Below are 24,302 nucleotides of genomic sequence, written 5' to 3'. Positions count from 1 at the left end.
TAGTCATCATCCGGTAAAAGGGCGCATATTCTACACAGACTGTGGGTGTTTCATAAGCAAAAAGACACCTATAGTTGGTATATCAGCTATACCTCGCGAAAGTCCTGCGAAAAAGCTGTACCGATTGAACGAAAGCCGAGGTGCATATTTTGCCCTATAGATTGAGCCAACTTAAGATAGCGCGCTTTGTGAGACAGCCTCTCCCAGTTATAGCGAATGGGCAGATACACTCGTCTTCAGGTGAAACCTCGTACCTGACTGGCTGGTCGCTCCGTCTAAGTTTCATCGGGTCCACACACTATGCATTTTGACTATCGCCTCTGGGGCTTTACCCGCGGGGTCAGAGGCCGGATTTTTTTTGCGGTCCTGATCGGCGTCCTGGCAACGACTCTGGGTGTGGCCCGACTTGCGCTGCTCGGTTGGCTTATCGGCCTGGTTTTCGAGGGTCGTAACGTCACCACCTTGATCCTCCCCTTGTTCGTGACCGCTTGTGTTATGGTGCTAAGAGGCGTCTTCGAGCACTGGCGTACCCTGGTCGCGCATCAGACAGCGGCAATCGTTCAAAAAATGCTGCGTCGCCGAGTGTATGACCAGATCGTCGCGCTGGGGCCCGGATACACAGGAAGACAGCGGTCAGGTGAACTGGTCCTGTCGCTGGTCGACGGAGTAGAACAACTGGAAACCTATTTCGGGCAGTATCTGCCCCAACTACTGGTTTCTGCGATCACCCCAGCACTGATCTTCGCCTTCGTCGCCTTCCTGGACCTGCCCGTGGCGCTGACGCTGTTCATCGCCGCGCTGATTGCGTTGACTGCCCCGGCGCTGTGGCATCGCTTTGACACCAAGAAATCCCAGGAACGCCAGGATGCTTATGCTGAATTTGCATCGGAATTTCTGGATGCCGTACAGGGGCTGGCCACCCTCAAGGCTTTTGGCCAGAGCCGACCGCGGGCCGACCTGCTGGCTGACAAAGCGCGGGATGTTTTTCGCACCACCATGTGGGTGTTGGCCACCAATTCGCTGGCCCGCGGCATCACCGATACGGCGATCGCAGTGGGTGCCGCGTTCGCGCTGGGTTTGGGAGCCCACCGGGTGGCGTCGGAACAGATGGAACTTACTGCACTGCTGATTATTTTGATGATGGGCGTTGAAATCTTCCGTCCGATGCGCGACCTGCGTACGGTGCTCCACCAGGGCATGGTCGGTCTGTCGGCCGCACAGGGGATCTATCGGATTCTGGATGCGCAACCGCCCATCGTGGAAAAAACCACCGCTGTTGAACCGGTCGACCCTCAACCCACTGTATCTTTCGAATCGGTGCGCTTCAGCTACCCCGAGCAACGACACCGTGTTCACGATCAACTCGACCTTTCAATAGTTCCCGGCGAGCGCGTCGGCATCGTCGGGGCCAGTGGATGCGGCAAATCGACGATCGTGCGGCTACTGCTGCGTTTTTATGATCCGGACCGGGGAACCGTCAGGCTCGGCGGATACGATATCAAAGACCTGTCACTCGCTGCGCTCAGGCGGCAAATATCCGTAGTGAATCAGGACACCTTTCTGTTTCATGGCACCATCGGTGAGAACATCCGGCTAGGCAGACCCGAAGCAACCGATGCCGAGGTCACCGATGCCGCAAAAAACGCAAACATCCATGAGTTTGTATCAGGCCTGCCCCAAACATACGACAGCCTCATTGGAGAAAAGGGCATCAAACTTTCCGGCGGCCAGCGACAACGCGTGGCGATTGCTCGTGCGCTGCTGCGAGACTCACCAATTTTGGTTCTCGATGAAGCTCTGTCGGCGGTCGATGCCGAAAACGAGGCTTTCATCCAGAAGGCCTTGGACAGGTTGATGAAAGGTCGCACCACCCTCGTCCTGGCCCACCGACTTTCCAGTGTCATTAACTGCGACCGAATTCTCGTCCTGGACCAGGGCAGAGTTGCTGAATCCGGAAACCACAGTCAATTGATGGCGAGCAATGGCATCTACGCCAACCTAATGTCTGAACAGGCACGTGAGGCAGATCGGGAACAACCTGAAGAGAAGGCCTCTTTGGAAATCGAGGTATCGCCGTCGCCGCAGCCGGACGTGACAGAAGACATAAGCAGTGTGCCAACCGAGGGCATTATCAAAGCTGAAGGACTCAACTGGCGACAGGTTGTCAAAATCCTTATGGGCCATATCATGCCCTGGAAAGGCCGACTGACTTTAACCTTTATCTTTGGTGTTCTGCGCGTGGTTGCGTTCATCGGCGTCGGCGCACTGAGTGCGCTGATCGTCCTGGCGCTCAAGAACCACGCACCCTACACCCATTATCTGATCGGACTCGCTGTTGTGGCACCACTGTCGGGTGTCCTGCACTGGCTCGAATCGTGGATAGCGCACGATATGGCTTTTAGACTGTTAGCAGAAATGCGTGTCGGCGTGTTTCGCAAACTGGACCAGCTTGCCCCCGCTTACCTGGTACGACGGCGAACAGGTGACCTGATGGGCATCGCTACCCAAGATGTCGAGCTGGTCGAGTATTTTTTTGCACACACAGTCGCACCTGCCTTCGTCGCGGTACTCGGGCCCGTCGTAGTCGTGTTTATCTTGGGTACGGCCAACGCATGGATCGCTGCCGCTCTGGTTCCATTTTTACTTGCCGTCGGCCTGAGTCCGTTTCTAATGCGCGGCAGTGTCGATCATCTGGGCTCCCGCTCACGAGAAGCAGCGGGCGAGTTAGCCGCACATGCGATCGACAGCGTGCAGGGGCTGGGTGAAATTGTCTCCTACCAGCAGGAAACTAGTCGCGGTGATCAGTTTGACGCACTGGGCGAGCATCACATTTCGCTGCGCCTGCCGTTCTTTGGTCAGCTGACCCTGCAGCACACTCTGCTCGAGATATTTACCGGATTGGGGGGACTGGCTGTGGTGACGACGGGCGCATTCCTGGTCGGCACTCAGTCCATCAACGCGGGCCTTCTACCATTGCTTACGATTCTTGCGATGGCCGCGTTTCTACCGGTCTCCGAGATTGCGCAGGTGGGTCGACAACTCGCCGATACGCTGGGTGCCACGCGGCGGGTTTATGCGCTGGAAAACGAACCGGTACCAGTGGTAGACGGTCCCGGCGCTCAGGAATCTGAAAATTCTGTAGCTATCACACTGTCTTCGGTTAACTTTAGTTATCCCGGCCGACCACGGCGAGTACTTGCTGACGTGGATTTCACGATTCCGGCCGGTAAAACAGTCGCCCTGGTAGGGCCATCGGGTGCCGGCAAGACAACCTTGGCACAACTGTTAATGCGGTTCTGGGATCCTTCGGACGGCGTCGTCACGCTTGGCAACACTGACCTGCGGGATTACCACCTGGACGATCTACGTTCTCGAATCGCTCTAGTTTCGCAAGACACCTATTTGTTCAACAACTCACTCAGAGAAAATATCCTCATCGCCAAACCCACTGCCAGTGACACAGAACTGGCGCAGGCGGTCGAGCTGGCGGCACTGTCAGATCTCGTCAAGTCACTCCCGCAGGGGCTGAATACCCCAGTCGGAGAGAGAGGCACAAGTCTGTCCGGCGGACAACGACAGCGCGTCGCGATAGCCCGTGCGTTCCTGAAGGATGCACCGGTACTGATCCTGGATGAGGCGACTTCACATCTTGATGCCATCAGTGAGCAGAGCGTACGCCAAGCACTGGATCAGTTAAAAGCCGACAGAACCACCATCATTATTGCCCACCGTCTTTCGACCATACGGGACGCGGACATAATTGTCGTTCTCGAAAACGGCCGGGTTGTTGAAACCGGCACACACGCGGACTTGCTGAACAACCGACATCTTTACGCTCGACTGGTCTCCCATCAACTGGGCGGAGTGCGTGCAACGCAGGCTGTGTCAGCCTAACATTAGTGTTGAATTGGTCCGACAAAGGGACCACCGCAGACCAGGTTCAGCTGCTGTCACACCCACCAAGCGTATCCATGAGTTTCATCATCACCAATTACACTCAGTTCGGTAATCACCGTGGTCGCTGATACGCTACCTCGCCGGCTTGCAGCCATCCTCCATCTTGACGTAGTCGAGTTCAGTCGCCTGACTCACGACAATGAAGACGCTACCTATCGGACGTTGCAGAACTATCTTCGTGATATAGATGCCATTATCAAAAACCGTGGTGGGCGAACCGCGGATAGGTCTGGCGACAATCTGCTGGCGGTGTTTCCAGTTGCCGCCGATTCGGTCATGGCCGCTGTCAATATACAGGAATGGCTGACTACAAAAAATGCGGTTCTAGCGGCTGACCGCCAGATTCACACTCGTATCGGCATTAACCTGGGCGACATCATTGATGATGGCCAGAGGGTTTTTGGCGACGGAGTCAACGTTGCAGCCCGGCTGCAGGAAATCGCACCGCCAGGTGGAATCTGTATTTCCGACTCTGCTCGCGTTGTGATCGGAAACACGCTGTCTGTCAGTTTCCAGGCCGTCGGTAAACAACAATTACGCAATATCGCCTCCAAAATCAGCGCCCACCTGGTCATCAACGGTAGCGATCAACCCCAAAAAGCGACGCGCGAACCTGATGACCCTCGGCTCTCAATCGCTGTATTACCCTTTACCAGCCAAACCGGAAATGCGGACCTGGCTGGCCTGGGTTTGGGGCTTACGGTCGATCTTATCAGTGCGTTGTCGCGGTTTCGGCAGCTTTTTGTAATTGCCCAACATACCTCATTGGCCCAGAAACTGGACAGCGTAAACACAATGGCACTCGGTCATCAGTTGGGCACCCGTTACCTCGTTGATGGGAGTATCCGTACCGTTGGCAGAGGGTTCCGGGTGGCAGTTCAGTTGATCGATACCGTGTCCGGCGGTTATCTGTGGTCGGAAAGTTATGACGGAGGCAACCAAGAATTACTGTCCATCTAGGATGAAATAACCCGGCGAGTAGCATCGACTTTGGTCAGCAATCTCGAACACAGCGCCATCCGCAGGGCTGATGACAGACATACTGATGCCGACTACACTGACGTAATACGTGCCCGACAGTTGGTTTACCGGATGCGAGAGCCACCAGACACTGAAATGGCCCGCACTCTGTTTCACAAAGTCATCCGGATCGACCCGCAGTTTGCGCCGGCACTGTCCGGCCTGGCGCTCACTCATCTCACCGACCTGCTGATGTCATGGTCTCCTGAACCCGACACTTGTGTTCCCAGGGCCACGCAGTATGCCCAACGGTCACTTGAGCTCGACTACACGGACAGTCTGGCGCACGCCGTGTACGGAATTACCGGGCTATGGCGAGGACAGCACATCGAAGCAGTGTCGCACCTGGACCAAGCTCTGGAGCTGAATCCAAACCACGCGGATGCGTTCGCGGGTATGGGACTGGCCTTGATATTCACCGGTGACCCAGTTGCCAGCATTCGACAGATCGGCCTTGCATTCGAACGCAATCCATTTCCACCATCGTGGTATCGCTGGGCGCTTGCCATCGCACAGTACAACAGTGCACGCTACCATGAAGCAGTACAAACCCTGCAGGGAATCCTGGATTTAAACAGATTCCACCGGCGTGTCCTGTCTGCCAGTTACGCTCGACTCGGCGACTTGGACAGTGCACGGACACAGCGAGAAATGGTGATGGCCGAAACTCCAGGATACACAGCAGCAGACAGCCGTCTGCATCAACCGTACGAAAATCCGGCGCACATACAACCTTTCATCGATGGCCTAGTGCTCGCTGGATTTCCAGCCGGCGATTCCAGCTGAATGGCTGTTTTCAGAAGCGACGCCCAGTCAAGCCATTAAGGCATCAACCCATTGGTCACACCCCTGGCGGACCGGATCAAGGACCAGACGTCCTGTGGTATCGGCAGTTTCCGATATAGCACGATGCGCCTGGTCATCATTCAAGTGTGCCGTATTCAAAGCAATACCGACGGTCACCGGCCGGGGGTAGATACCGCAGGCTGAAGCAACATCTTCGTAGAGAGCAATGATTTCATTTAGCGGTGGCACCTTGACGGTAACACCGACGGTGTCCAGTTCAGTCATACCAGCGCGATGACACAGTATCAGATGGGTTGGGCAGGCACCGCGCAGCAGCGGCAGTGTGGAGGTGCTGCCGGGGTGAAGCAAAGAGCCCTGACCTTCAACAATCACGAGTTCCGCGTCGGCTGCATCCAGAACCATCTTTTCCACCGCACCGCCTGCATAATCTACGCGTATGGCATCAAGGGCTATACCTCCGCCACTGAGTACGATGCCGATCTGTCCGGTTGCCAGAAACTCAGCCTGTATACCCCGTGCTCGGGCGGACTTCCAGATTTCGAGCCCGGCTGTCATCTTGCCAACCGCCATATCACTGCCCACCAGCAGCAGCCGACGGTTCGCCAATTCCGAAGCGCGGGCCCAGGCAATACCCAGACCTTCAGGCTCCTCACGAATATCCCAGATCCACTGTCCCGCCTTTAGATTGGGATAGCGCTCTGAAAGACGCTCATGCAGTCCATTGACCACACACATGCCTGCAGCCAGCGCTTGCTCGACTTCCGCGACCATCGACTCTGGCAGGTGGCCACCTGAGGGTGCCATGCCGAGTACCAGGACCTCCCCGCCATAGCCCAGCGCCTGCTCAACATTTGAGACCACCGGCACATCGGGACCGAATTCGAACAGATCACGGGTTGTTTTGCCGCCCTGGTTGAAGTCGATAACACAGGCTATCGGATTCTCGGAGTAACGCAGAATGCCGTGACCCATTTTTCCATTCAGCTTGTCAATCTGCTCGTAGAAATGAATCACCAGTTTTTGTTCTTTTCTCAGCATGTCAGCGCCACCCCATGACCATGTGCGGTTTCGGATACGGTGACCACACCGGATTCCATACTCAACCCAGTAGCCGGATCGGGAAGGAGATTGAGATGAGAATCCAGATCGATATGGTCGAACAGTGCCGCCATCGAAGCACCCGCGGCAATCGCAACGGATGACTCACCCATACAGCCGATCATGGTGCCCAGACCATGAGCCCGGGCAGCGGCAACGATGCGCAGCGCTTCGGTAATCCCACCGCATTTCATCAACTTCAGATTGATCCCGTCCACACAGTTCGCCAGACGGGAAACATCCGTAGCATAGCGGCAGGATTCATCCACAAAAATGGGCAATGCGCGACCAGCATACAGTTGGGGCAGTTGATCGTCAGCATCATGATGCAGCGGTTGTTCGACGTAATCGCAACCACGGTCCTTCAACCATCTCATCATGGTACTTGCACCGGCAAGGTCCCAACCCCCATTGGCATCCACACGGACAGCTACTTCATACTTTCGGGCAACTTCGACGACCGCGGCGTACATAGACTGGTCGGCGTCCAGGCCTTCAGGACTTCCCAACTTAACCTTGAGATAACAGGCCCCGATTCGATCCAGAATCTCAGGGACCCGTTCGTGTACCACCTCAGGAGGCAGGATCCCCACTGTTACCGATGTCGGCACCGAACGTCGCGGCAGGCCCAGCAGACGATAAAGCGGCAACCGGGCGCGTTTTGCAAGCAAGTCCCATAATGCAATGTCGACGGCTGCCCAGGCGCAGGAGGCAACCTCTGCACTGCGCGCGAGTTGCCATCCTTCATGGGGATTATCCAGCGCCTCGGGGCAGTCTTCGAGGAAAGATGTCAGTTCTGCCTGGAACGACTCGGCAGTGTCTGTGCCGATCAAGCTGCCAGGGGCGGCTTCACCCAGGCCGTCCAGGTCGCCCGACCGTACAGAAGCAAACAGATTGACAGATCCTGAGAATTCACCCCGGCTGATACGCAGCGGATAACGTTTATTGAGCGCAACACTGCGAAAAGAAACATCCATCTCCACCCCCCGGCTTAATCGTGTTGTCCAGGACTGCTCAGCCTGTTAGCAGCCAAAAGGATAGCAGATTCCCAAGTCGGACCCGACCGTGGCCACATGAGTGAGGCGCATTGGGTCAACTCAGACTCAATGGGTATTGTCTTGTAACGTGTCTTTTGAGTATAAAGTCCCGTCCTGTCTCCCGTATGACTGCGAACAAGAACCAGACTGATTCAACACCAGATTCAGCCAACGCATTGTCTTCGAATAACCCGCTCCATCGACCACATGACTTTATCCCCTTACCTACTTGCCATCGACCAGGGAACCACCAGTTCCCGCGCAATTGTTTTTGACCGTCTGGGTAACGACTGCTTTACAGCGCAGAAGGAGTTCTCTCAGATTTTTCCAGCCGATGGCTGGGTGGAACACGACCCCGAAGAGATCTGGCAGACCACTGTTGCTGTGTGCCGCGAAAGTCTATCGGCCATCGAACAGTACCCTGTCGCAATCGGGATCACAAACCAGCGCGAGACGATCGTGCTTTGGGAAAAAGCCACCGGCCGGACTCTGCACAATGCGATCGTTTGGCAGGACCGCAGAACGGCCAAACAGTGTGAAGTATTGCGCAACAATGGACACGAATCGTCTATACAGCAGAAAACAGGGCTGTTATTGGATCCTTACTTCTCGGCAACCAAGATCGGCTGGCTGCTTGATAACGTTGAAGGGGCGCGAATCCGGGCACAAGCAGGTGAACTGGCTGTCGGTACCATAGATTCTTTCCTGCTCTGGCGCCTTACCGGCGGAAAGGTCCACGCTACGGACGCGACCAATGCGTCGCGCACCCTGCTTTTCAACATTCATTCGCAGCAGTGGGATCCTGAGCTGTTGTCGCTCTTTGATATACCCGAATCATTATTACCTGACGTTCGCGATTGCGCCGACGATTATGGCTACACCGACCCAGACCTACTGGGCAGTACCATTCCGATCTGTGGTGTTGCAGGAGACCAGCAGGCCGCACTGCTTGGTCAGGCCTGCATTCAACCAGGCATGATCAAGAGTACCTACGGCACCGGTTGTTTTGCTATCGTCAACACGGGTCCGGACGCACTCTCATCACAGAACCGGCTGCTGACGACGGTCGCATACCGTTTGTCTGGACAGACCACTTATGCACTTGAAGGCTCAATATTCGTCGCTGGAGCGGCAATACAGTGGCTTCGAGATGGGCTGGGTGTGATTCAGTCAGCCCACGAATCAGAAGAACGGGCCGCCGCACTGACCTCAAACCGAGGGGTCTACATGGTGCCTGCCTTCACCGGTCTGGGTGCGCCCTACTGGGACCCCCACGCGCGAGGCGCACTCTTTGGACTCACCCGCGACACCGGCATCAACGATCTCGTTCGCAGCGCTCTCGAATCCGTCTGCTACCAGACCGTCGACTTGCTCGAGGCCATGGTCAACGACAACGTTCCGGCAATTTCCACGCTCAGGGTAGACGGTGGGATGGCGAAAAACAGCTGGCAGATGCAGTTTCTTGCAGACATTCTGAATAGACCGGTTCAACGACCGACGACAACAGAAACCTCTGCGCTGGGCGCTGCCAGCCTGGCAGCGCTGCAAGCCGGTATTATCGGGTCACTCGACGAATTTGCTGACCGCTGGCAGGAGGACGTACGATTTGAGCCGGACATGAGCGATCTGGACCGGCAAACACTGCTCGGTCAGTGGCAGCGCGCAGTACACAGTACCCGAACATTTGGCGAGAGCCGATAGCCATAACAGCTCAGCTGCGCTCGGCATCCTGTAGGATCATGTCGGCGCCTTTTTCGCCGATCATGACGGCAGCAGCGTGTGTATTACCCGACACCAGGGTGGGCATCACTGAGCAGTCAACCACACGCAGACCCGTTACGCCGCGGACTCTCAGACGCACATCGACGACCGCGCGATCGTCGCTACCCATGCGACACGATCCCACTGGATGGAATGTCGTCACGCCAGTTTCCTGTGCAAATGCCAGCAGCTCGTCGTCGCTCTGAACCGAGTTTCCAGGTCTGTACTCTGCCGAAATATGCGTGTTGAGTGCGGGTTGAGCCGCAATCTGCCGTCCAGTTTTCAGGCCAGCAACGACGGTAAGCCGGTCGTGCTCGGTCGTTAGATAATTTGGACAGATCGCGGGCGCTGCCTGAGCATCCCGCGATTTCAGTGTGACACTGCCCCGACTGGTTGGTCGCAACTGGCAGACAAACGACGTAAAGCCCGGAAAACTGTGGAGCGGGGCACCTGGCAGGTCGGCCGACAGGGCCGCAAAATGAAATTGAATGTCTGGTCGGTCCACCGCATCTGAACTTCGAATGAATGCACCGGCCTGATTAATACCCACAGCCATGGGACCACTTCTCGACAACACATAGCTGATTCCCATACACAGCCAAGACCACGGGTCTCGCATCTGGCTGTTTGTTGTTCCCGGGTGGGTGGTGCGGTGAATCAGCCGGACCTGAAGGTGGTCCTGCAGGTTCTGACCCACCTCTGGCAGATCCTGAACCACTGGAATACCAAACTGCTGTAAGCGGCAGGCTTCACCGATACCGGACAATTGCAGCAGTTGGGGAGACTGAACGGCACCTGCACTGAGTATGATCTCTCGCCCGACCAGAACGGTGTGTTCGGTGTGTCCACGCCGATAAACCACCGCTCGTGCCCGATTGTCCTGGAACTTAATCTGTTCTACCCGGGCATCAGTAACGATATGAAGACCTGATCTGTGGCGGGCCGGTTTCAGATACGCTATCGCACTGCTGCTGCGGAATCCATTCCACGTAGTCAGCTGATAAAACCCGGCACCCTCCTGGTTTTGACCGTTGAAATCTGGATTTCGAAGGTATCCGGCCTGCGCACAGGCCTGCACGAAGGCTTCTGCCAGAGGGTTGGGTCGCTTAACGTCGGAAACACCCATCGGTCCCGAATCACCGTGGTCGACGCTGGCCCCGCGCTGATTGCGTTCCGAGCGAATAAAGTAAGGTCTTACATCGGCCCATGACCAGCCGGCGTTCCCCCGCTCAGCCCACTGATCGTAGTCCTGATGTTGGCCACGGATATAGATCAGACCATTTATGGCACTTGAACCGCCCAGCACCTTACCGCGCGGCCAGTAGATCTGGCGGTTATGCAAACCCGGTTCGGGTTCAGTGTAGAACTTCCAGTTGTATCTGCGATGGAACATCGTCTTTGCATAGCCAATCGGTATATGCAGCCAGGGGTTGTGTCCGCGCGGCCCGGCCTCAAGCAGGCACACCGTATAGCGCCCTGACGCGGACAACCTGTCCGCTAACACACAACCGGACGACCCCGCACCGACGATCACATAGTCAAACTGCGTTTGAGACTTTGCGTCGATGCTTTGTTTATTGAAGGATTCGTTTTTCACGCCGCTAAAGATAGGTCACTGCCGTCAGCATAAACAACCATGCTGATTTGTAGCAGTGAGGCGCCGTCACACAGACCAGTAAGTGCCATACAGTCAGTCGAATTCAAACTTGTTGAACGACTCCTTCAGGTAGGCCACGATATCATCGAGTTCAAATTCATTGAGGCCCGTCCGGGCCTGTTCATTACAGAAGGTGACCATACCCATCAGCCCTTCCACGGTCTGTACCTGGCGATCCAAACGCGTGTAGATCTTCGCCCCATCACCCCCGTACAGTGCAACATGGCAACCGCTGCAATTGAGCTGGTGCAATGGGTAACCGTTTTGAGGATCTCCCGGTAAAAACGCTGAAACTGCAATGGGGAACAGAACCGCGATGCTCAGAAGTGCAGGTCGAATCGTAATCATCATCAATTACATACGATGTTCAGCTCCGCCATGATGAATTCACCCTAAACTTTCCGGGCGACAAAGCGAATGCCGCCGAGTTTGCCTGCGGTGAAATAGCGCACCACCAAATCGTAGAAGTCGTCCAGGCTAGTAAACACGGCTTCACCGTGCACATCGATGTGCCTTGCTTTCTGTCCGCGGTAAGCGGCCATGCGCTCACGGGTAAACGCGGTCCATTCATCTGACATCTCCTGGCAGCTGGCCAATTCAAATCCAGCTCTTTCGAGATCCCAGCGGTAATTTTCATAATCAGGCAGGTAATTGGCGAAAAGCTCCGTGGCCAGTTCAGACTGTTCACTGTCCGTGAATTGCCCACGGGCGTAAAGATCCTCAGCATGGAGATAGCCGCCTTGATCCAGCAGGTCATGACAACGTTTCAGCAGCCTGTCTCGCTCGGGTATATGATAGAGGGCAAGCCAACTGACAATAACATCGAAGTGCTGCCCGACCCAGTTGCAAGTCAAAAAATCACCACAGACATGGGTCACTTTCTCTGCCAATCCGCAGCGGGCAGTGAGGTTTGAGGCAAGTAGGTTCTGGTCGCTCTGGAGTTCCAATGCCGTGACCCGTGCACCAACCGCTGCGGCAATATGCCGAGCCGGTCCGCCCAGCCCCGATCCGATCTCGAGGACCGAACTGGTGGCGCTAATACCGGTAGCCCGAACAGCATGATCGACGGCTGCTGTGCCTTGATAATGCAACTGATCAAATGGTGTCAGTTCATCGACGGACAGCGGTCCCTCATCTTCTTTCCCCATCTGTCGAAGTTCAGTGAGTACCCGATCAACGTGATGGTAGAGCTTCATGCTCTTGATATCGGCATTGACCCGGTTTGATTCGCTCATGATGACTCAATCCACAATGTGCAACTCGCGGGGAAAATGGGTCAGACAGTTACAGCCTGTCGACGTGACATGTACGGTCTCGCTCATTTCCATTCCCCAACCGTCCAGCCACATGCCCAACATGACATGGAGCACGGCATCTTGCGGGATGGTTGTCTGCTCATCAGCACGCAAACTGATCGTGCGTTCACCCCAGTCTGGAGGATACCCGACACCGATCGAATAGCCGATACGGCTGGGCTTTTGCAACCCATAATGATCCAGTACGTCCTGCCAGGCACTGTGCACTGTACCGGCTGTTACACCCGCCTTCAGGACACCCAGCACTGCATCAAGCCCTTCGTTCACAGCCGCGAGCGTCTGCGTCAGCTTAAGCGGAGGCTTACCGAGGTGCACTGTTCTCGCCAGCCCGGCGTTGTATCTTTTACGTGTGCCGCCGATCTCAAATGCAACAGTCTGATCTTTTGCAAAGCACTCGTCGGTCCACAGCGGATGTGCCGTCGATGCACCTTCTCCAGCCAGTATAAGTGGACAGATCGCCGTCTGGTCACCACCAAAATCGGCGGTACCCCTGATCTGGGCTGCCATAATCTCCGCCGCAAGATCACACTGTCGTCCACCGGGCTTAACCTGATCCCAAGCTGCCTGCATGGCGCGTCCAGCGATTGCCGCGGCCTGTGCCAGTATGTCGACCTCCACTTGGCTTTTAACTGTACGTATCCAGTTCACTAATCGGTCAGCATCAGACCACCGGGCATCGGGCAGCCCTGACTGCAATCCCGAAAGTGCTCGCGGTGAAAAAAAGTAGCTGTCGCTTTCGTAACCGATGTGCTTATCCCCCAAGCCTGCACCATGCAGCCATCCGGCCATGAATTCAGATGGATGGGTATCGTCGCGCTGCACCAGCGCTTCCGGATAAGGGACAACGCTGCGTGCATCCAGATGCGTGGTCAAACCCACCGCACCGGCGTCCATTTCCCGGCCGATCCAGACAGGTGGACCATCAGGGATCACACACATCACCTGGGGTACATAAAATGACCAGGCGTCAAATCCGGTTAACCAATTCATATTCGCCGGATCTCCGATGACCAGAACGTCCAGCTGACGTTCGTTCATGGCGGCTCGTACAGACGTCAGCCGACGACGGTATTCGTCCGGCTGAAATGGTGCGGCCATCAGTTAGTCCACAACGGGCTTCGATGCAACGCGGCAGGCTGAACAAGACAAGCACGTAACACGACGTAGGCCCCCGCCAAGGCATCCCAACCAGAGGAGCAACCTATTCGGTCAACGTGGCGCAGTCGATCGGGAATCATCTCCACGTTGCCTTCGATCACTGAGTTGATAGCCAGGTGCAGTGTCTCAAGCCCCTGACCGGCGCTCGCAGCGGCCAGATGCGTGCGACTGATCGGACCGGTTCTGGCCAACAGTCGTGGACACAAATCGGCATAAAGCAACGCGGCAATATCCCGGCGTTGAACAAGAGAAAGGGCGATGAGGACACCCCCAAGAAAGTCGTCGCCGGAGGGTGTGAGTCCGGGGCCCAGGCCGATCAGCTGTTGCACCGATTCCGGCACGCCCTCTACACAGCGCATGTCAACCAACCGATCACGAATCCAACTTTCGAGTTCGGAGACGACAGGCGCGCAAACACGCGTTTCTCGAGTGTCTGATAATTCAGAACCAGGGCTGCATAAAAACACACCCAGCCCCTGCTTTGGGGCCCGGCCCCTGCTGATAACATTGAGCGCATCAAGACCACGCGTCAACGTATCGTGTGTCCAGTCGGAAACCAATGGCGGTGACCAGACTTTGGCCGTCGTGTCTATGCTGAGGGGTCGCTCGCCGAGATGCACAGCACCAGCACAAACCCGCACAGTCTGGTCGACTACTAGACCGCCGAATACGCCCGGGTGTGGTGTGGGCTCAAGTAACAGGTTGACCGGCCCGTTACCGACCGTGGCATCGCCGACACAGATCCACTGATTGCCCAGATCAACGTAGACACTCCGATCGAACACGGCAGCGATCCGTCCGGTTACCGTCTGACTGATTTCACGGACAGCAAAAGAGCCGATGCTTTGGGCCCTCAAAACAGAGCCGAGAACTGGCCGCTGTTCTGTGTTCAACCAAGGGAAAGCAGGTCTTGAATCTGGGTATTGGGGTACGCTGACTTTCAATTTCAGTTACGGGTCTTTGCCGGTGTTCAGACAAGCCAGCGCCAACTCTGCAGCATCCGCATTGCTGGGTGCAACCATCACACCCGCCTGTTCCAATACACTGACCTGTCTTGCCCGGACCTGCGGATCTTCGTCTGTACCCGTGACAGATGCGATAACGACCGGACAAGGACGACTTTGGCGTTCTAACAGACCAGCAAGATGGCCAGCTGGATCGGGATGGGCACCAAAACCTATGACCACATCCAACAACACCGCACCCACATCAGGGTCTGACAACGCTGCAAGAATAGGCTCATCACGTACAGCCGGGTCAATCATCGGGTGTGGCCGCCCACGGGTAAACCGATCGTCACCCAAATCAATCATGATGTGGTTTGTGCGCTGTGAAGTAAACAACCCAGCCCCGGGTATTGGCGCATTCGATAAAACGGGCTGTCTATGCGAAAGAAAGACGGCCTGTGCTTCAGCAGCGAGCGTACCGCCGCTATAAAGTCCTCTAACGTATCCGCTTACCGCCGGTGCCCGCTGAACAGCCGACACCGCTGCCAGACCCTTGCCGCTATTTGCTGCGGCCACCGCTGCGTCTTTTAAAGTAGTCGTCAGCTTCGCATTGTCGGGTAACACCAGGTCATCACTACCGACCAAACAGACGGTGTAGCTTTTTGAACTCCGGCGGATGAACTGAACGATCCGATCCGCAACGCCAGGGGCCGGCGGCTTTGAAATGAGCACAATGTGGTGGGTTGCAGCATCTCTTTCCAGCCAGTCAAGCGCAGTCAAGGTGCTGATAGCGCCAACCGCTTCAGTCAGATCACGGCCACCAACACCTATTGCGTGCGAGATACCTTTACCGGCGCGGGCAATCAGGCAGGACACCTCCTGTATCCCCGTACCTGAAGCGCCCACAATTGCAATATCGCCGCGCGGCACAACGTTGGCAAAAGCCAGCGGCACCCCGTCGATAATCGCCGTTCCGCAGTCAGGGCCCATCACAACAAGTCCCAGATCGCGGGCTTCTCGTTTGAGGGAGATTTCTTCGGCCAGCGGCACATTGTCACTGAAGATCATCACATTGAGACCGGCCCTGAGCGCTTTACGGGCTTCTGCCCCGGCATAGTCACCGGGTACCGAAATCAAAGCGAGATTCGCGGTGGGCAGCTGGCGGCAGGCCGAGCGCAACGTAAGTGGATGAAGTTCTTGCGCACCGTCATTCCGTTGCGCGGGGCGCTCCATCAGTTCGGCTGCCCGCTGCAGTGTCGAATCAGCAATGGCCCGATCCTGGGCGCGCACCGCGACCAGCAGGTCACCGGGACCGGCCATAGTGCCCTCTTCAAGAAGGCCGGCGTCAGAAAGAATGTCCCGATTGGCTGGGGTCGCCATCATCAGGGCTGCATCTTCCACACCCTGAATCGCCGTCAATTTCCGTGATATCTGCATCAATACGACTGAGTCGAGAAAAACTCCGGCGCGTACTGTATTGACCGTTACACTCATGAAAGACCCAGCCTTTCTCCAAGCGCCCGAAGCGCTTTTTCAAAACACGCCAGCGGTGCTTTGACCACACCGGCACCGACCTGCCCGATCCCGGGTTGTCGATGAGCGATCCCGGTATTGATCGTTGGTACGATCCCGGTCTCAACCACCAGTCGGATATCAATACCTGTGGCTACACCTCGATAATTCTCATTCACGATCGTCCACTCGGAATGTTCACCCAGCGTGATCTCCCGCATTCTCGCGGTAATGCCGGCCGCCTCGGCAACAGATCCTGCGCCTACAAATCCAGCAACCGCGGGCGCTGCCGCCATTGCAAACCCACCCAGTCCGATCGTCTCGACAATAGTTGAGTCCCCCATATCCGGGTTGGCATCGACTGCACTGAATCCTGGGAAGTAAAGCCCTGCCGGCATCTCAACCGGCGCCGTAAACCATTCGTCGCCCAGTCCACTGACACGAATTCCGAAATCGGTGCCGTTGCGCGTCATCGCAGTGACCACAGTAGACAGTTCAATATCACGAACCGGGTCCATGATGGACTTACCCATCGCCATGGCGATGTTGAGAAAAAACTGATCGTTGCTGCCCATGAATGCCAGCATTTCAGACAGATCACTGTGGTCTGCCACTGCCGACGCCAGTGCAGGTGCCAGTTCGCGCAGGAGCAAGCTTGAACAGGCCACATTGCGCTGGTGCATTTCATCTCCCATCGTCAATCCGCGGGCAACCAGCGGCCTCAGCGGAATACCCCCGCAGCTCTGCAGCGCGGCGCCCAGGGCCGGGCCCAGCGAATCGCGAATCCAGGCCAGTCTGTCCCGTACCGACTCGTCATTGCCACCAAACCGCATCACTTTGCCCAGTCCCTCGTTGACGGTGCAGTAGGCACGGTTGCCCGTTGTGCGGTTCTCGACCACCAGCAAGGGTTGGCTGCAGGTCGTCAGTCCGGTCATCGGACCTACGGCAGCAAAGTGATGATTTGGATGAAAGTCGAAGCACCCTTTTGACGCCTGATCGGCGGCGTCGTCGAGATCGCCAGCCCAGCCTTCGAATACCACCACACCTGCGATAGCACCACGCATCGGACCGCACATCCTGTCCCACTCGATGGGTGGGCCAGCGTGCAAAATCTTGCGCTCTCTCAATTCGGGGATGAGATTCTCTGCCGGCAATACATCGACCAGTACCGGGTCACCCTGTAACAGAACCTCCAGTGCCTTTGAATTGGCCGACCGAATTGCAGAGGCGAGCGACATACTGTCCATCATTAATCTGTCAGCATTGAGAGCAATCGTGCCAGGTCTTTGTCCCCACCCGCCGGGGGTCGCCAATCAACGTGAACAACGTCGACATCCTGAGCATCCAAGTCTGCTGCAAAAACAGCAAGCCCTACGTTGACGACCCGGGGGGGTGAGTGCAGCAATTCAGAGGAGATAGTTCCGCCAGCCGGTGTGTCGTTCTGGTCAGACACCACTGTAGACCTCATAGGCCGCATCGATAGCCGCCCCGGAAGTAGCCGTATAGCCATTTCGCCGCAGAACAGTCTCCAGCGCACTTAAACAGCGCAGAACATTCGTTTTACGACAGCCGTACCCCATAGTGCCAATTCGCCAGATCTTGCCATGCAGTGGACCAAATGATGTCCCTATCTCTATACCAAAATCGTCCAGTAACGCGGCACGAACAGCGTCGCCATTCTCGATCGACTCGGGTATGTAGACACCGGTCACATTGGCCATTCGATGCTCGGTATCACCGAAGAGGCCAAGCCCCATTGCAGCCAACCCCGCCCGCAGCGCCTGCGAAGTCAGTCTATGGCGCTCGAAACCGGCTTCCAATCCTTCCCCGAGAACTACTCGAGCACATTCCCGGGCAGCGTACAGCATAGAAGTCGACTCGGTGTGATGATTCAGACGCAAAGGACTCCAGTAATCCATCAGCATGGCGAGGTCGAGGTAGTTGGATTGAATGATCGCACCTTCAGCATCTACGCTGTCCGCGCCTCGTATACCGGCCTCGACATGCTTGCGGGCGTTGATCCTGTCCACTGCGTGTTCACTCAAAGTAACGGGTGACGTACCGGGTGGTCCCGACATGCATTTCTGCAGTCCCGAGGACACCGCGTCCAGGCACCAGGCGTCAGTTTCCACCGGACTACCGCCGAGTGTCGCGGTGGTGTCGGCATAAACCAGAATGCCGGCTTCACGACAGAAGCGTCCGACATCCCCCAGCGGTTGCAGCATCGTCGTTGACGTATCACCATGGACCATCGCCACCAATTTGGGTTGATGCGCACGAATCGCATCAGTGACCTGCTCGGGGTCGAATACCGTACCCCACTCAGTTTCTATGTTGACCAGATCACCACCGGCACGCCGTGCGATTTCGGTCAGCAGATGTCCAAAGCGGCCAAAAATCGGTACCAGCACTTTATCCCCGGGCGAGATCAACGAAGTAAGACAAGCCTCGATCCCTGAACGGGCTGTCCCGTTAACCAGCAGAGTCCACTGGTTTTCAGTACGAAACACCCGTCGGTACAGCGCCATCACCTGATTCATATAGGTAGTGAACTGCGGATCAAATTGCCCAAGCATGGCCCTGGACATTGCCTGTAGAACCCGGGGATAGACATCGACGGGACCGGGTCCCATCAGCAGTCTTGGTTCTGGATCAAGTTCTTCAAACAGGGTACTCGGCCCCGGATTTGTGCTGTTACTCATGATTGTTTTCCAGATCTTTTAGGTTGTCAGTCGCTGGCAATAATGTGGGTACCGGCGTCTCCCATCAATGCCGGCAGTGCTTGCTCGAGGTGGGCGATGATCGCACGTCTGCCGCCCTGCTCAACAAATCTCATTGCGGCTTCGACCTTTGGTCCCATGCTTCCCGGTGCAAAGTGCCCGTCCGCCTGGTGCTGTCTCATCTGTGGGGCCGAGCATTGGGCAATCTCCCTTTCATTCGGCCCGCCAAAATCCAGTGCCACCCGCGGCACCGCGGTCAGGATCAACATGTGTTCGATACCCAGTACATTGGCCATGTGCTGTGAAGTCAGGTCTTTATCGATCACCGCTCCTATCCCCCGGCGTATGCCGTGGGCATCTCTGACAACCGGTATACCGCCGCCGCCGCCAGCAATCACAATCGTACCGCGACTGGCCAGTCCATCGATCAGCGAGATGTCGCAGATGTGTTTGGGCTCAGGTGATGGCACAACTTGGCGCCATCCACGGCCGGCATCTTCGCGCATAACCCAACCGAGTTCAGTTTCGAGTTCTTGTGCCTCTTGCTCAGAGAAAAAATATCCTACGGGCTTGTTCGGGTGTCTAAATGCAGGATCTGCCGGATCAACCTCAACCTGTGTAACCAGGCCGATAGCGTGTCTTGGGTTACCAACGCCGCGCAGCGCATTCTCGAAAGCCTGCATCAACAGATAAGCCGTTACACCCTGTGTATTGGCAACACAGATATCAACCGACATGGGTGCAACCCGATGTCTTGCCAGGGCCTGACGCATCATTGTTTTGCCGACACCTGGACCATTGCCGTGCGTAACGATCAGTTCACGCTCCAGTTCTAGAATGGGTAACAGTGTCTGGGCCGCGCGGGCGGCTGAATCCATTTGTTCTTCAGATGTGCCTTTAATGCCCGGCGGATGAATGGCATTTCCACCCACTGCGATCAACAACCGAGGAGGAAGTTCCCGTGAGTGGGTAGGTGAAGTCATTGCGGTTTAGCCGTCTGCATCGGTGCGTATAAAAGTAGCTGCTACATCTTTTCCAGCTGCCAGTGTCAATGAAAGCAGCAGTGCAGACTTGTGCGGGTTCAGGTGGCGCGAAGCTACGATGTGGTGCCCCTCTGTCAGAGTCATCGTTTCGGGCAACACTACAACGCCGGCGACACGGGACGATACAACAATGGTTATGCCTTCGTCCGCCAGCCGGTTAATCTCCGGCACCAGCCCGTCAGGAATCTCCCCACTGCCAAAGCCGGCTATCACCAGGCCGTTGCGCTCTGTCCAGTCACAGGACAACAGTCCCGCGTGCGAACTGCCAGCGGCAACGTAATGAATATCCACAGCCGGTAACGTCACGTCGTTGGCCAGTGCGATACCAAATGCACCAGCCAGCGCTACTTTAGTCGGGCCAGAAAAAAAGGAGGTGCGGCCGGAATAGACCCGCCCCAGTGGCCCGGCGGGCGATGAAGTGAATGCATTTGTGGCGATGGAATGGCGCTTGACTAGGTGCAGTGCGGGCAGAATCTCACCGTTCATCACCACCAAGACACCCCGGCCACTAGCTTTTGCCGACGCACACACCTGCACCGCGTGGAAAAGATTGGCAGGTCCATCCGGACTCAGTGCTGTTGCCGGACGCATGCTGCCGGTCAAAACGATTGGTTTATCGGTACGGAGCGTAAGATGCAGAAACAGCGCTGCTTCCTCAAGTGTATCGGTACCATGGGTAATCACCACACCGGACACGTCTTTTCTACTGACCTCCTCGCTGATCGTCCGGGCGAGCAACTGCCACTGGGCAGGGCCCATATCCTTGGAATTCAAAGAAAACAGGTTCTGCCCACTGATTTGTGCAACGTTCGCCAGATCGGGAATGACCTCCAGCAGATCCTCGATCGACAACTGACCTGCACTGTAAGCGAGGTTAGTAGCCGAATCGGCGCGGCCAGCGATGGTTCCGCCGGTACCGATGATGACGACCTTAGGTTCTGACGGCATTTGCTCAACGCCCAAAGACAGAGTCAGGTCAATCCGACGATATTGGCAATCAATGACATACGCAGTGGTACAGAGAAACCGATCTGCTTGAAATACAGTTCGTGTGCTGTCTGGTCGATACAGAAGTCGAATTCTCCTTCATTACGTGGCAACGAGTGCATAACACCCACAGTCTTTCCACTTTGTTTACGGATTTTTTCCAGCCCGTCAACGGTGAAATAGTATTCCTCCATCTTTTTCATGAAGTCATCCCGCCCTGGATCACCTTTCTTGACTGAACACCCCGGCAGATACAACAGATCTATACCCTCGTCGGCAATCAGATCCTCCTGTTGCCGAATCGTAAGGTCATTGTGTTCCACGTAGGTCGCGTTCATCCCGTCGAGTTTTTCACGGATGACATCCGGTGTACGTAGGCCGGTCGTACCGGAATACACAATCCTGGCACCCATTCGAGCCAGGCCCAGGGCAAAGGACTGCCCGGAACGCGCCCGCGACAGGTCGGGCGTGGCGATCATCACGCTCATAGCCGAAAAATCACCGCCCAAAACCCGCCACGCGGTGTACATGTCGAGAAGGCCCTGTGTGGGATGCGTCACATTGCCGTAACCCCCGCTGATAATCGGTATTGTGTCAGCCGCTAGAAGTTCTATATCTGCCAGCACTCTTTCATCATCGGGGTGTCTGAGTACAAGAACATCGGCATACTGCGAGATTACCCGGATCGAATCGTAAAGGGATTCGTTCTTTGCTGCAGACGAACTAACCAGCGGGTTGGACTCCGTCAGAACGTTGCCACCAAGGCGGTACATGGCCGTCTCATGACTAAACCGGGTTCGGGTACTGGGTTGGAAAAACAAAGTGCACAAAATCCTGTGCCGAAGCAGTTCCAGACCGCTCCGCCAGTAAGGCTCGAGCAGTTCCGCGGTCAGAAAAAGGTTGTCGAGTTCATCCGCAGACAGGTCGTCGATAAAAGTCAGGTGGCGACCTTTAATCGCGGTTTTTTCGACCTGTGCATAAATGTCTCTGGGGCCAAAGTCTGGCGTCAATGCCATAGTTGCGCTTCCTCGCTGATTCAAAGTGGACTGTGTAGATCGCGGTATCAACTGCCGATGAATCCCAGGCCAGGATCCATCGTCGCTATGGCAGAACCCCGGACAGGCTGGAACATAAACTGTGTTCAGACATGCTCTGAAAATCCAGCTGCAGCACTGCGCATTCTAAGCGAACTCCCACGGCAGTCACCACTTGGCCTGTTAGACAGCCCAGTTCTGTGCTCAGTGTCTACCGTCAGTCGTAGAATTCGATCTCCTGCAGCCTGAGCCAGGCTATACGATGCACCTGTCTGAGCGCTTCGGCAAATTCATCGCCACAATCATTGTCGATTCGGCTGCGGAAATTCTCCAGCACCTGCTGCCTATTGCGACCGCGTACCGCAAGAATAAAAGGAAATCCAAATTGTTTGGTGTAGCACTGATTGAGAGACTGAAACTCAGCGTATTCATCGTTTGTACACTGGTCCAGTCCCGCACCGGCTTGTTCAGATCGGGACTTGGCCGTCAGGACATCGCCCACGCCCAGTTTGCCAGCAAGATCAGGGTGTGTGCGCAGCAGCCTGAGCTGGAGTTCCGGACCTGCCTCCTCGACTATTGCGGCCAGGGCCAGGCGCAGACCTTCAGGCGTATCTTCGGTAATCGCGAGACCTTGGTCCCAGGCCTGGTCGACAATCCAGGGGGATTTCTCATAGACATGACCGAACACTGCGATGAAATCCTCGCGACCCATTTCACTGGGCTTACGCTGGTTCTGCAATCGATCACCCGTCACCATTAACCTTGGACAACCGGGTGGTGTTCCCACCAGTGCCGGGCAATATCGATCCGTCGACAGAACCACACACCTTCGTGGCTCTGGGCGTGATCGATAAACCGTTCCAGCGCCCGAATCCGACCAGGTCTGCCGACCAGGCGGCAATGCAGACCGACCGACATCATCCGTGGGATGCGGGAACCTTCCTCGTACAATGTGTCAAATGTGTCTCTTAGATAGCTGAAGAACTGATCACCCGAGTTAAACCCCTGTGGAGTTGCAAACCGCATGTCATTGGCATCCAGTGTATAGGGTACAACCAGGTGTTGATGACCGTTGACCGTTGACCAAAAGGGTAAGTCATCGTTGTAGTCATCAGCGTCATAAAGGAAACCGCCTTCCTCAGCCACCAGGCGACGGGTGTTCTCGCTGGTCCGGCCCGTATACCAGCCCAATGGCCGTTCACCAGTCAGCTGCTCAATGATCTCGATAGCTTTGTACAGATGCTCTCGTTCCGTCGCCTCCGGTACGTCCCGGTAGTCAATCCAGCGGTAGCCGTGTGAGCAGATCTCGTGCCCCGCACTAACCACAGCGTCGGCTACCGCCGGGTTCCGCGCAAGCGCCATCGCGACGGCGAAAACTGTGATCGGAATCCGTTTTTGTTCGAAAAGGTCCAAAAGACGCCAGATCCCGACACGTGAGCCGTATTCATAGATTGATTCCATACTCAAATGTCGCTGGCCAGGCCATGGCGCAGCACCGACGATCTCGGACAAAAATGCTTCGGACGCCGGATCACCGTGTAATATGCTGTTTTCACCACCTTCTTCGTAGTTGACCACAAACTGAAGTGCCAGCCTGGCTTGATCAGGCCAGTTTGCGGCGGGTACAGACCGCCCGTAGCCAACAAGGTCACGTGGGTAGACATCCTTTGGGGTCATCGCTTTTGCCTATCTCCTTTAAACCCACCGCATTCTGGTGGGATGTGATGACTACTGGATTTCGTGAATTCCGAGTCAAACATGTTTAAAGTTGCAGAAAAGACACGGCTGGTGGCCAGGTTTCCAGTTGCCTTGCCGTGCGTATCGGTGATTCTTCGCAACCGATAGGACCGACTGTAGCCGGAGCAACCGAATGGGACAACTGACAACTCACGTGCTGGATACGGCCCGCGGAAAACCGGCGGACAATATGAACTGGGCCCTGTATCGCGCCGACCCCGAACGCACGGTGCTTGCCACAGGACGCACCAATGTAGACGGGCGGAATGCCGGACCGATCTTAGAGGGTGCAGATCTCGTGTCAGGCATATACGAACTGGTGTTCTATGCCGCGGAGTATTTTCGAAACGCCGGCATTGAACTGCCGGACCCAGCCTTCCTGGATGAGGTGGTCATTCGGTTCGGCATTGCTGAACCGCAGAGCCACTATCACGTGCCTCTACTCATTTCACCCTATGGGTACAGCACTTACCGGGGGAGTTGAACCCTCACCCCGTCGGACAGTCAGACT

21 protein-coding genes are annotated in these 24,302 nt (G+C 56.0%); 5 read left to right on the top strand and 16 right to left on the bottom strand.

Annotated elements, in window-relative coordinates:
- The first annotated feature begins 300 nt into the window (after positions 1-300).
- The 3 genes from MK323_09695 to MK323_09685 all read left to right on the top strand — a co-directional run bounded on the left by MK323_09695 (position 301) and on the right by MK323_09685 (position 5,763).
- Positions 301-3,894, top strand: a complete 3,594-nt coding sequence (locus MK323_09695; protein ID MCH2482432.1) for an ABC transporter ATP-binding protein/permease — start codon at positions 301-303, stop codon at positions 3,892-3,894.
- Positions 3,895-4,014: 120 nt separating this feature from the next.
- Positions 4,015-4,917: an adenylate/guanylate cyclase domain-containing protein gene (locus MK323_09690; GenBank protein ID MCH2482431.1), complete on the top strand. Its 903-nt coding sequence runs from the start codon at positions 4,015-4,017 to the stop codon at positions 4,915-4,917.
- A gap of 30 nt (positions 4,918-4,947) precedes the next feature.
- Positions 4,948-5,763, top strand: a complete 816-nt coding sequence (locus MK323_09685; GenBank protein ID MCH2482430.1) for a hypothetical protein — start codon at positions 4,948-4,950, stop codon at positions 5,761-5,763.
- Between the two features lie 27 nt (positions 5,764-5,790).
- Here the strand turns inward: MK323_09685 and MK323_09680 are convergent, their stop codons facing one another.
- Positions 5,791-6,822 (bottom strand): DUF1611 domain-containing protein, encoded by a 1,032-nt coding sequence (locus MK323_09680; GenBank protein MCH2482429.1) that lies wholly within the window; start codon positions 6,820-6,822, stop codon positions 5,791-5,793.
- Positions 6,816-7,859, bottom strand: a complete 1,044-nt coding sequence (locus tag MK323_09675) for a dipeptide epimerase (protein MCH2482428.1) — start codon at positions 7,857-7,859, stop codon at positions 6,816-6,818. The genes MK323_09680 and MK323_09675 overlap by 7 nt, the downstream gene beginning before the upstream one ends.
- A gap of 267 nt (positions 7,860-8,126) precedes the next feature.
- On the opposite strand from MK323_09675, the gene glpK reads away from it, so the two are divergent.
- A complete protein-coding gene (gene glpK / locus MK323_09670; protein MCH2482427.1) occupies positions 8,127-9,620 on the top strand; it encodes a glycerol kinase GlpK in 1,494 nt (497 codons plus the stop codon).
- Between the two features lie 10 nt (positions 9,621-9,630).
- On the opposite strand, the gene MK323_09665 is transcribed toward glpK, so the two are convergent.
- The 14 genes from MK323_09665 to puuE all read right to left on the bottom strand — a co-directional run bounded on the left by MK323_09665 (position 9,631) and on the right by puuE (position 23,731).
- Positions 9,631-11,277: a choline dehydrogenase gene (locus MK323_09665; GenBank protein ID MCH2482426.1), complete on the bottom strand. Its 1,647-nt coding sequence runs from the start codon at positions 11,275-11,277 to the stop codon at positions 9,631-9,633.
- Positions 11,278-11,370: 93 nt separating this feature from the next.
- Positions 11,371-11,688 (bottom strand): cytochrome c, encoded by a 318-nt coding sequence (locus MK323_09660; GenBank protein MCH2482425.1) that lies wholly within the window; start codon positions 11,686-11,688, stop codon positions 11,371-11,373.
- A 41-nt stretch (positions 11,689-11,729) separates the two neighbouring features.
- Positions 11,730-12,572, bottom strand: coding sequence for a class I SAM-dependent methyltransferase (locus tag MK323_09655; protein MCH2482424.1), 843 nt, complete (start codon positions 12,570-12,572; stop codon positions 11,730-11,732).
- Between the two features lie 6 nt (positions 12,573-12,578).
- The gene (locus MK323_09650) at positions 12,579-13,754 is read right to left on the bottom strand and encodes a M24 family metallopeptidase (GenBank protein MCH2482423.1); all 1,176 of its coding nucleotides are present in this window, start codon (positions 13,752-13,754) and stop codon (positions 12,579-12,581) included.
- Complete coding sequence (locus tag MK323_09645) at positions 13,751-14,668, bottom strand: DUF2877 domain-containing protein (protein MCH2482422.1); 918 nt, start codon at positions 14,666-14,668, stop codon at positions 13,751-13,753. Before MK323_09645 ends, MK323_09650 begins: the two co-directional genes overlap by 4 nt.
- Before the next feature lie 93 nt (positions 14,669-14,761).
- Entirely contained in the window at positions 14,762-16,252 is a 1,491-nt protein-coding gene (gene fdrA / locus MK323_09640; GenBank protein MCH2482421.1) for an acyl-CoA synthetase FdrA, read from the bottom strand.
- Positions 16,249-17,517, bottom strand: a complete 1,269-nt coding sequence (locus tag MK323_09635) for a DUF1116 domain-containing protein (protein ID MCH2482420.1) — start codon at positions 17,515-17,517, stop codon at positions 16,249-16,251. The genes fdrA and MK323_09635 overlap by 4 nt, the downstream gene beginning before the upstream one ends.
- 2 nt (positions 17,518-17,519) lie before the next feature.
- Entirely contained in the window at positions 17,520-17,723 is a 204-nt protein-coding gene (locus MK323_09630; GenBank protein ID MCH2482419.1) for a hypothetical protein, read from the bottom strand.
- Positions 17,716-18,972 carry an alanine--glyoxylate aminotransferase family protein gene (locus MK323_09625; protein ID MCH2482418.1) on the bottom strand — a complete coding sequence of 419 codons (1,257 nt, stop codon included), beginning with the start codon at positions 18,970-18,972 and terminating at the stop codon, positions 17,716-17,718. The genes MK323_09630 and MK323_09625 overlap by 8 nt, the downstream gene beginning before the upstream one ends.
- 26 nt (positions 18,973-18,998) lie before the next feature.
- Complete coding sequence (locus tag MK323_09620) at positions 18,999-19,973, bottom strand: carbamate kinase (protein ID MCH2482417.1); 975 nt, start codon at positions 19,971-19,973, stop codon at positions 18,999-19,001.
- A 6-nt stretch (positions 19,974-19,979) separates the two neighbouring features.
- Positions 19,980-20,981: an asparaginase gene (locus tag MK323_09615; protein MCH2482416.1), complete on the bottom strand. Its 1,002-nt coding sequence runs from the start codon at positions 20,979-20,981 to the stop codon at positions 19,980-19,982.
- A gap of 23 nt (positions 20,982-21,004) precedes the next feature.
- Positions 21,005-22,036 (bottom strand): aspartate carbamoyltransferase, encoded by a 1,032-nt coding sequence (locus tag MK323_09610; GenBank protein ID MCH2482415.1) that lies wholly within the window; start codon positions 22,034-22,036, stop codon positions 21,005-21,007.
- A gap of 235 nt (positions 22,037-22,271) precedes the next feature.
- Complete coding sequence (gene uraD, locus MK323_09605; GenBank protein ID MCH2482414.1) at positions 22,272-22,811, bottom strand: 2-oxo-4-hydroxy-4-carboxy-5-ureidoimidazoline decarboxylase; 540 nt, start codon at positions 22,809-22,811, stop codon at positions 22,272-22,274.
- Entirely contained in the window at positions 22,811-23,731 is a 921-nt protein-coding gene (gene puuE, locus MK323_09600) for an allantoinase PuuE (protein ID MCH2482413.1), read from the bottom strand. The genes uraD and puuE overlap by 1 nt, the downstream gene beginning before the upstream one ends.
- A 193-nt stretch (positions 23,732-23,924) precedes the next feature.
- Here puuE and uraH point away from each other — a divergent pair, with 193 nt between their 5' ends.
- Positions 23,925-24,275: a hydroxyisourate hydrolase gene (uraH, locus tag MK323_09595; GenBank protein MCH2482412.1), complete on the top strand. Its 351-nt coding sequence runs from the start codon at positions 23,925-23,927 to the stop codon at positions 24,273-24,275.
- Positions 24,276-24,302: the final 27 nt, after the last annotated feature.

The organism is Gammaproteobacteria bacterium (assembly GCA_022450155.1).
Lineage (GTDB): Bacteria > Pseudomonadota > Gammaproteobacteria > Arenicellales > UBA868 > REDSEA-S09-B13.
The sequence above is the reverse complement of the archived record's forward strand: the minus strand, read 5'-3'. Positions and strand labels throughout refer to the sequence as shown.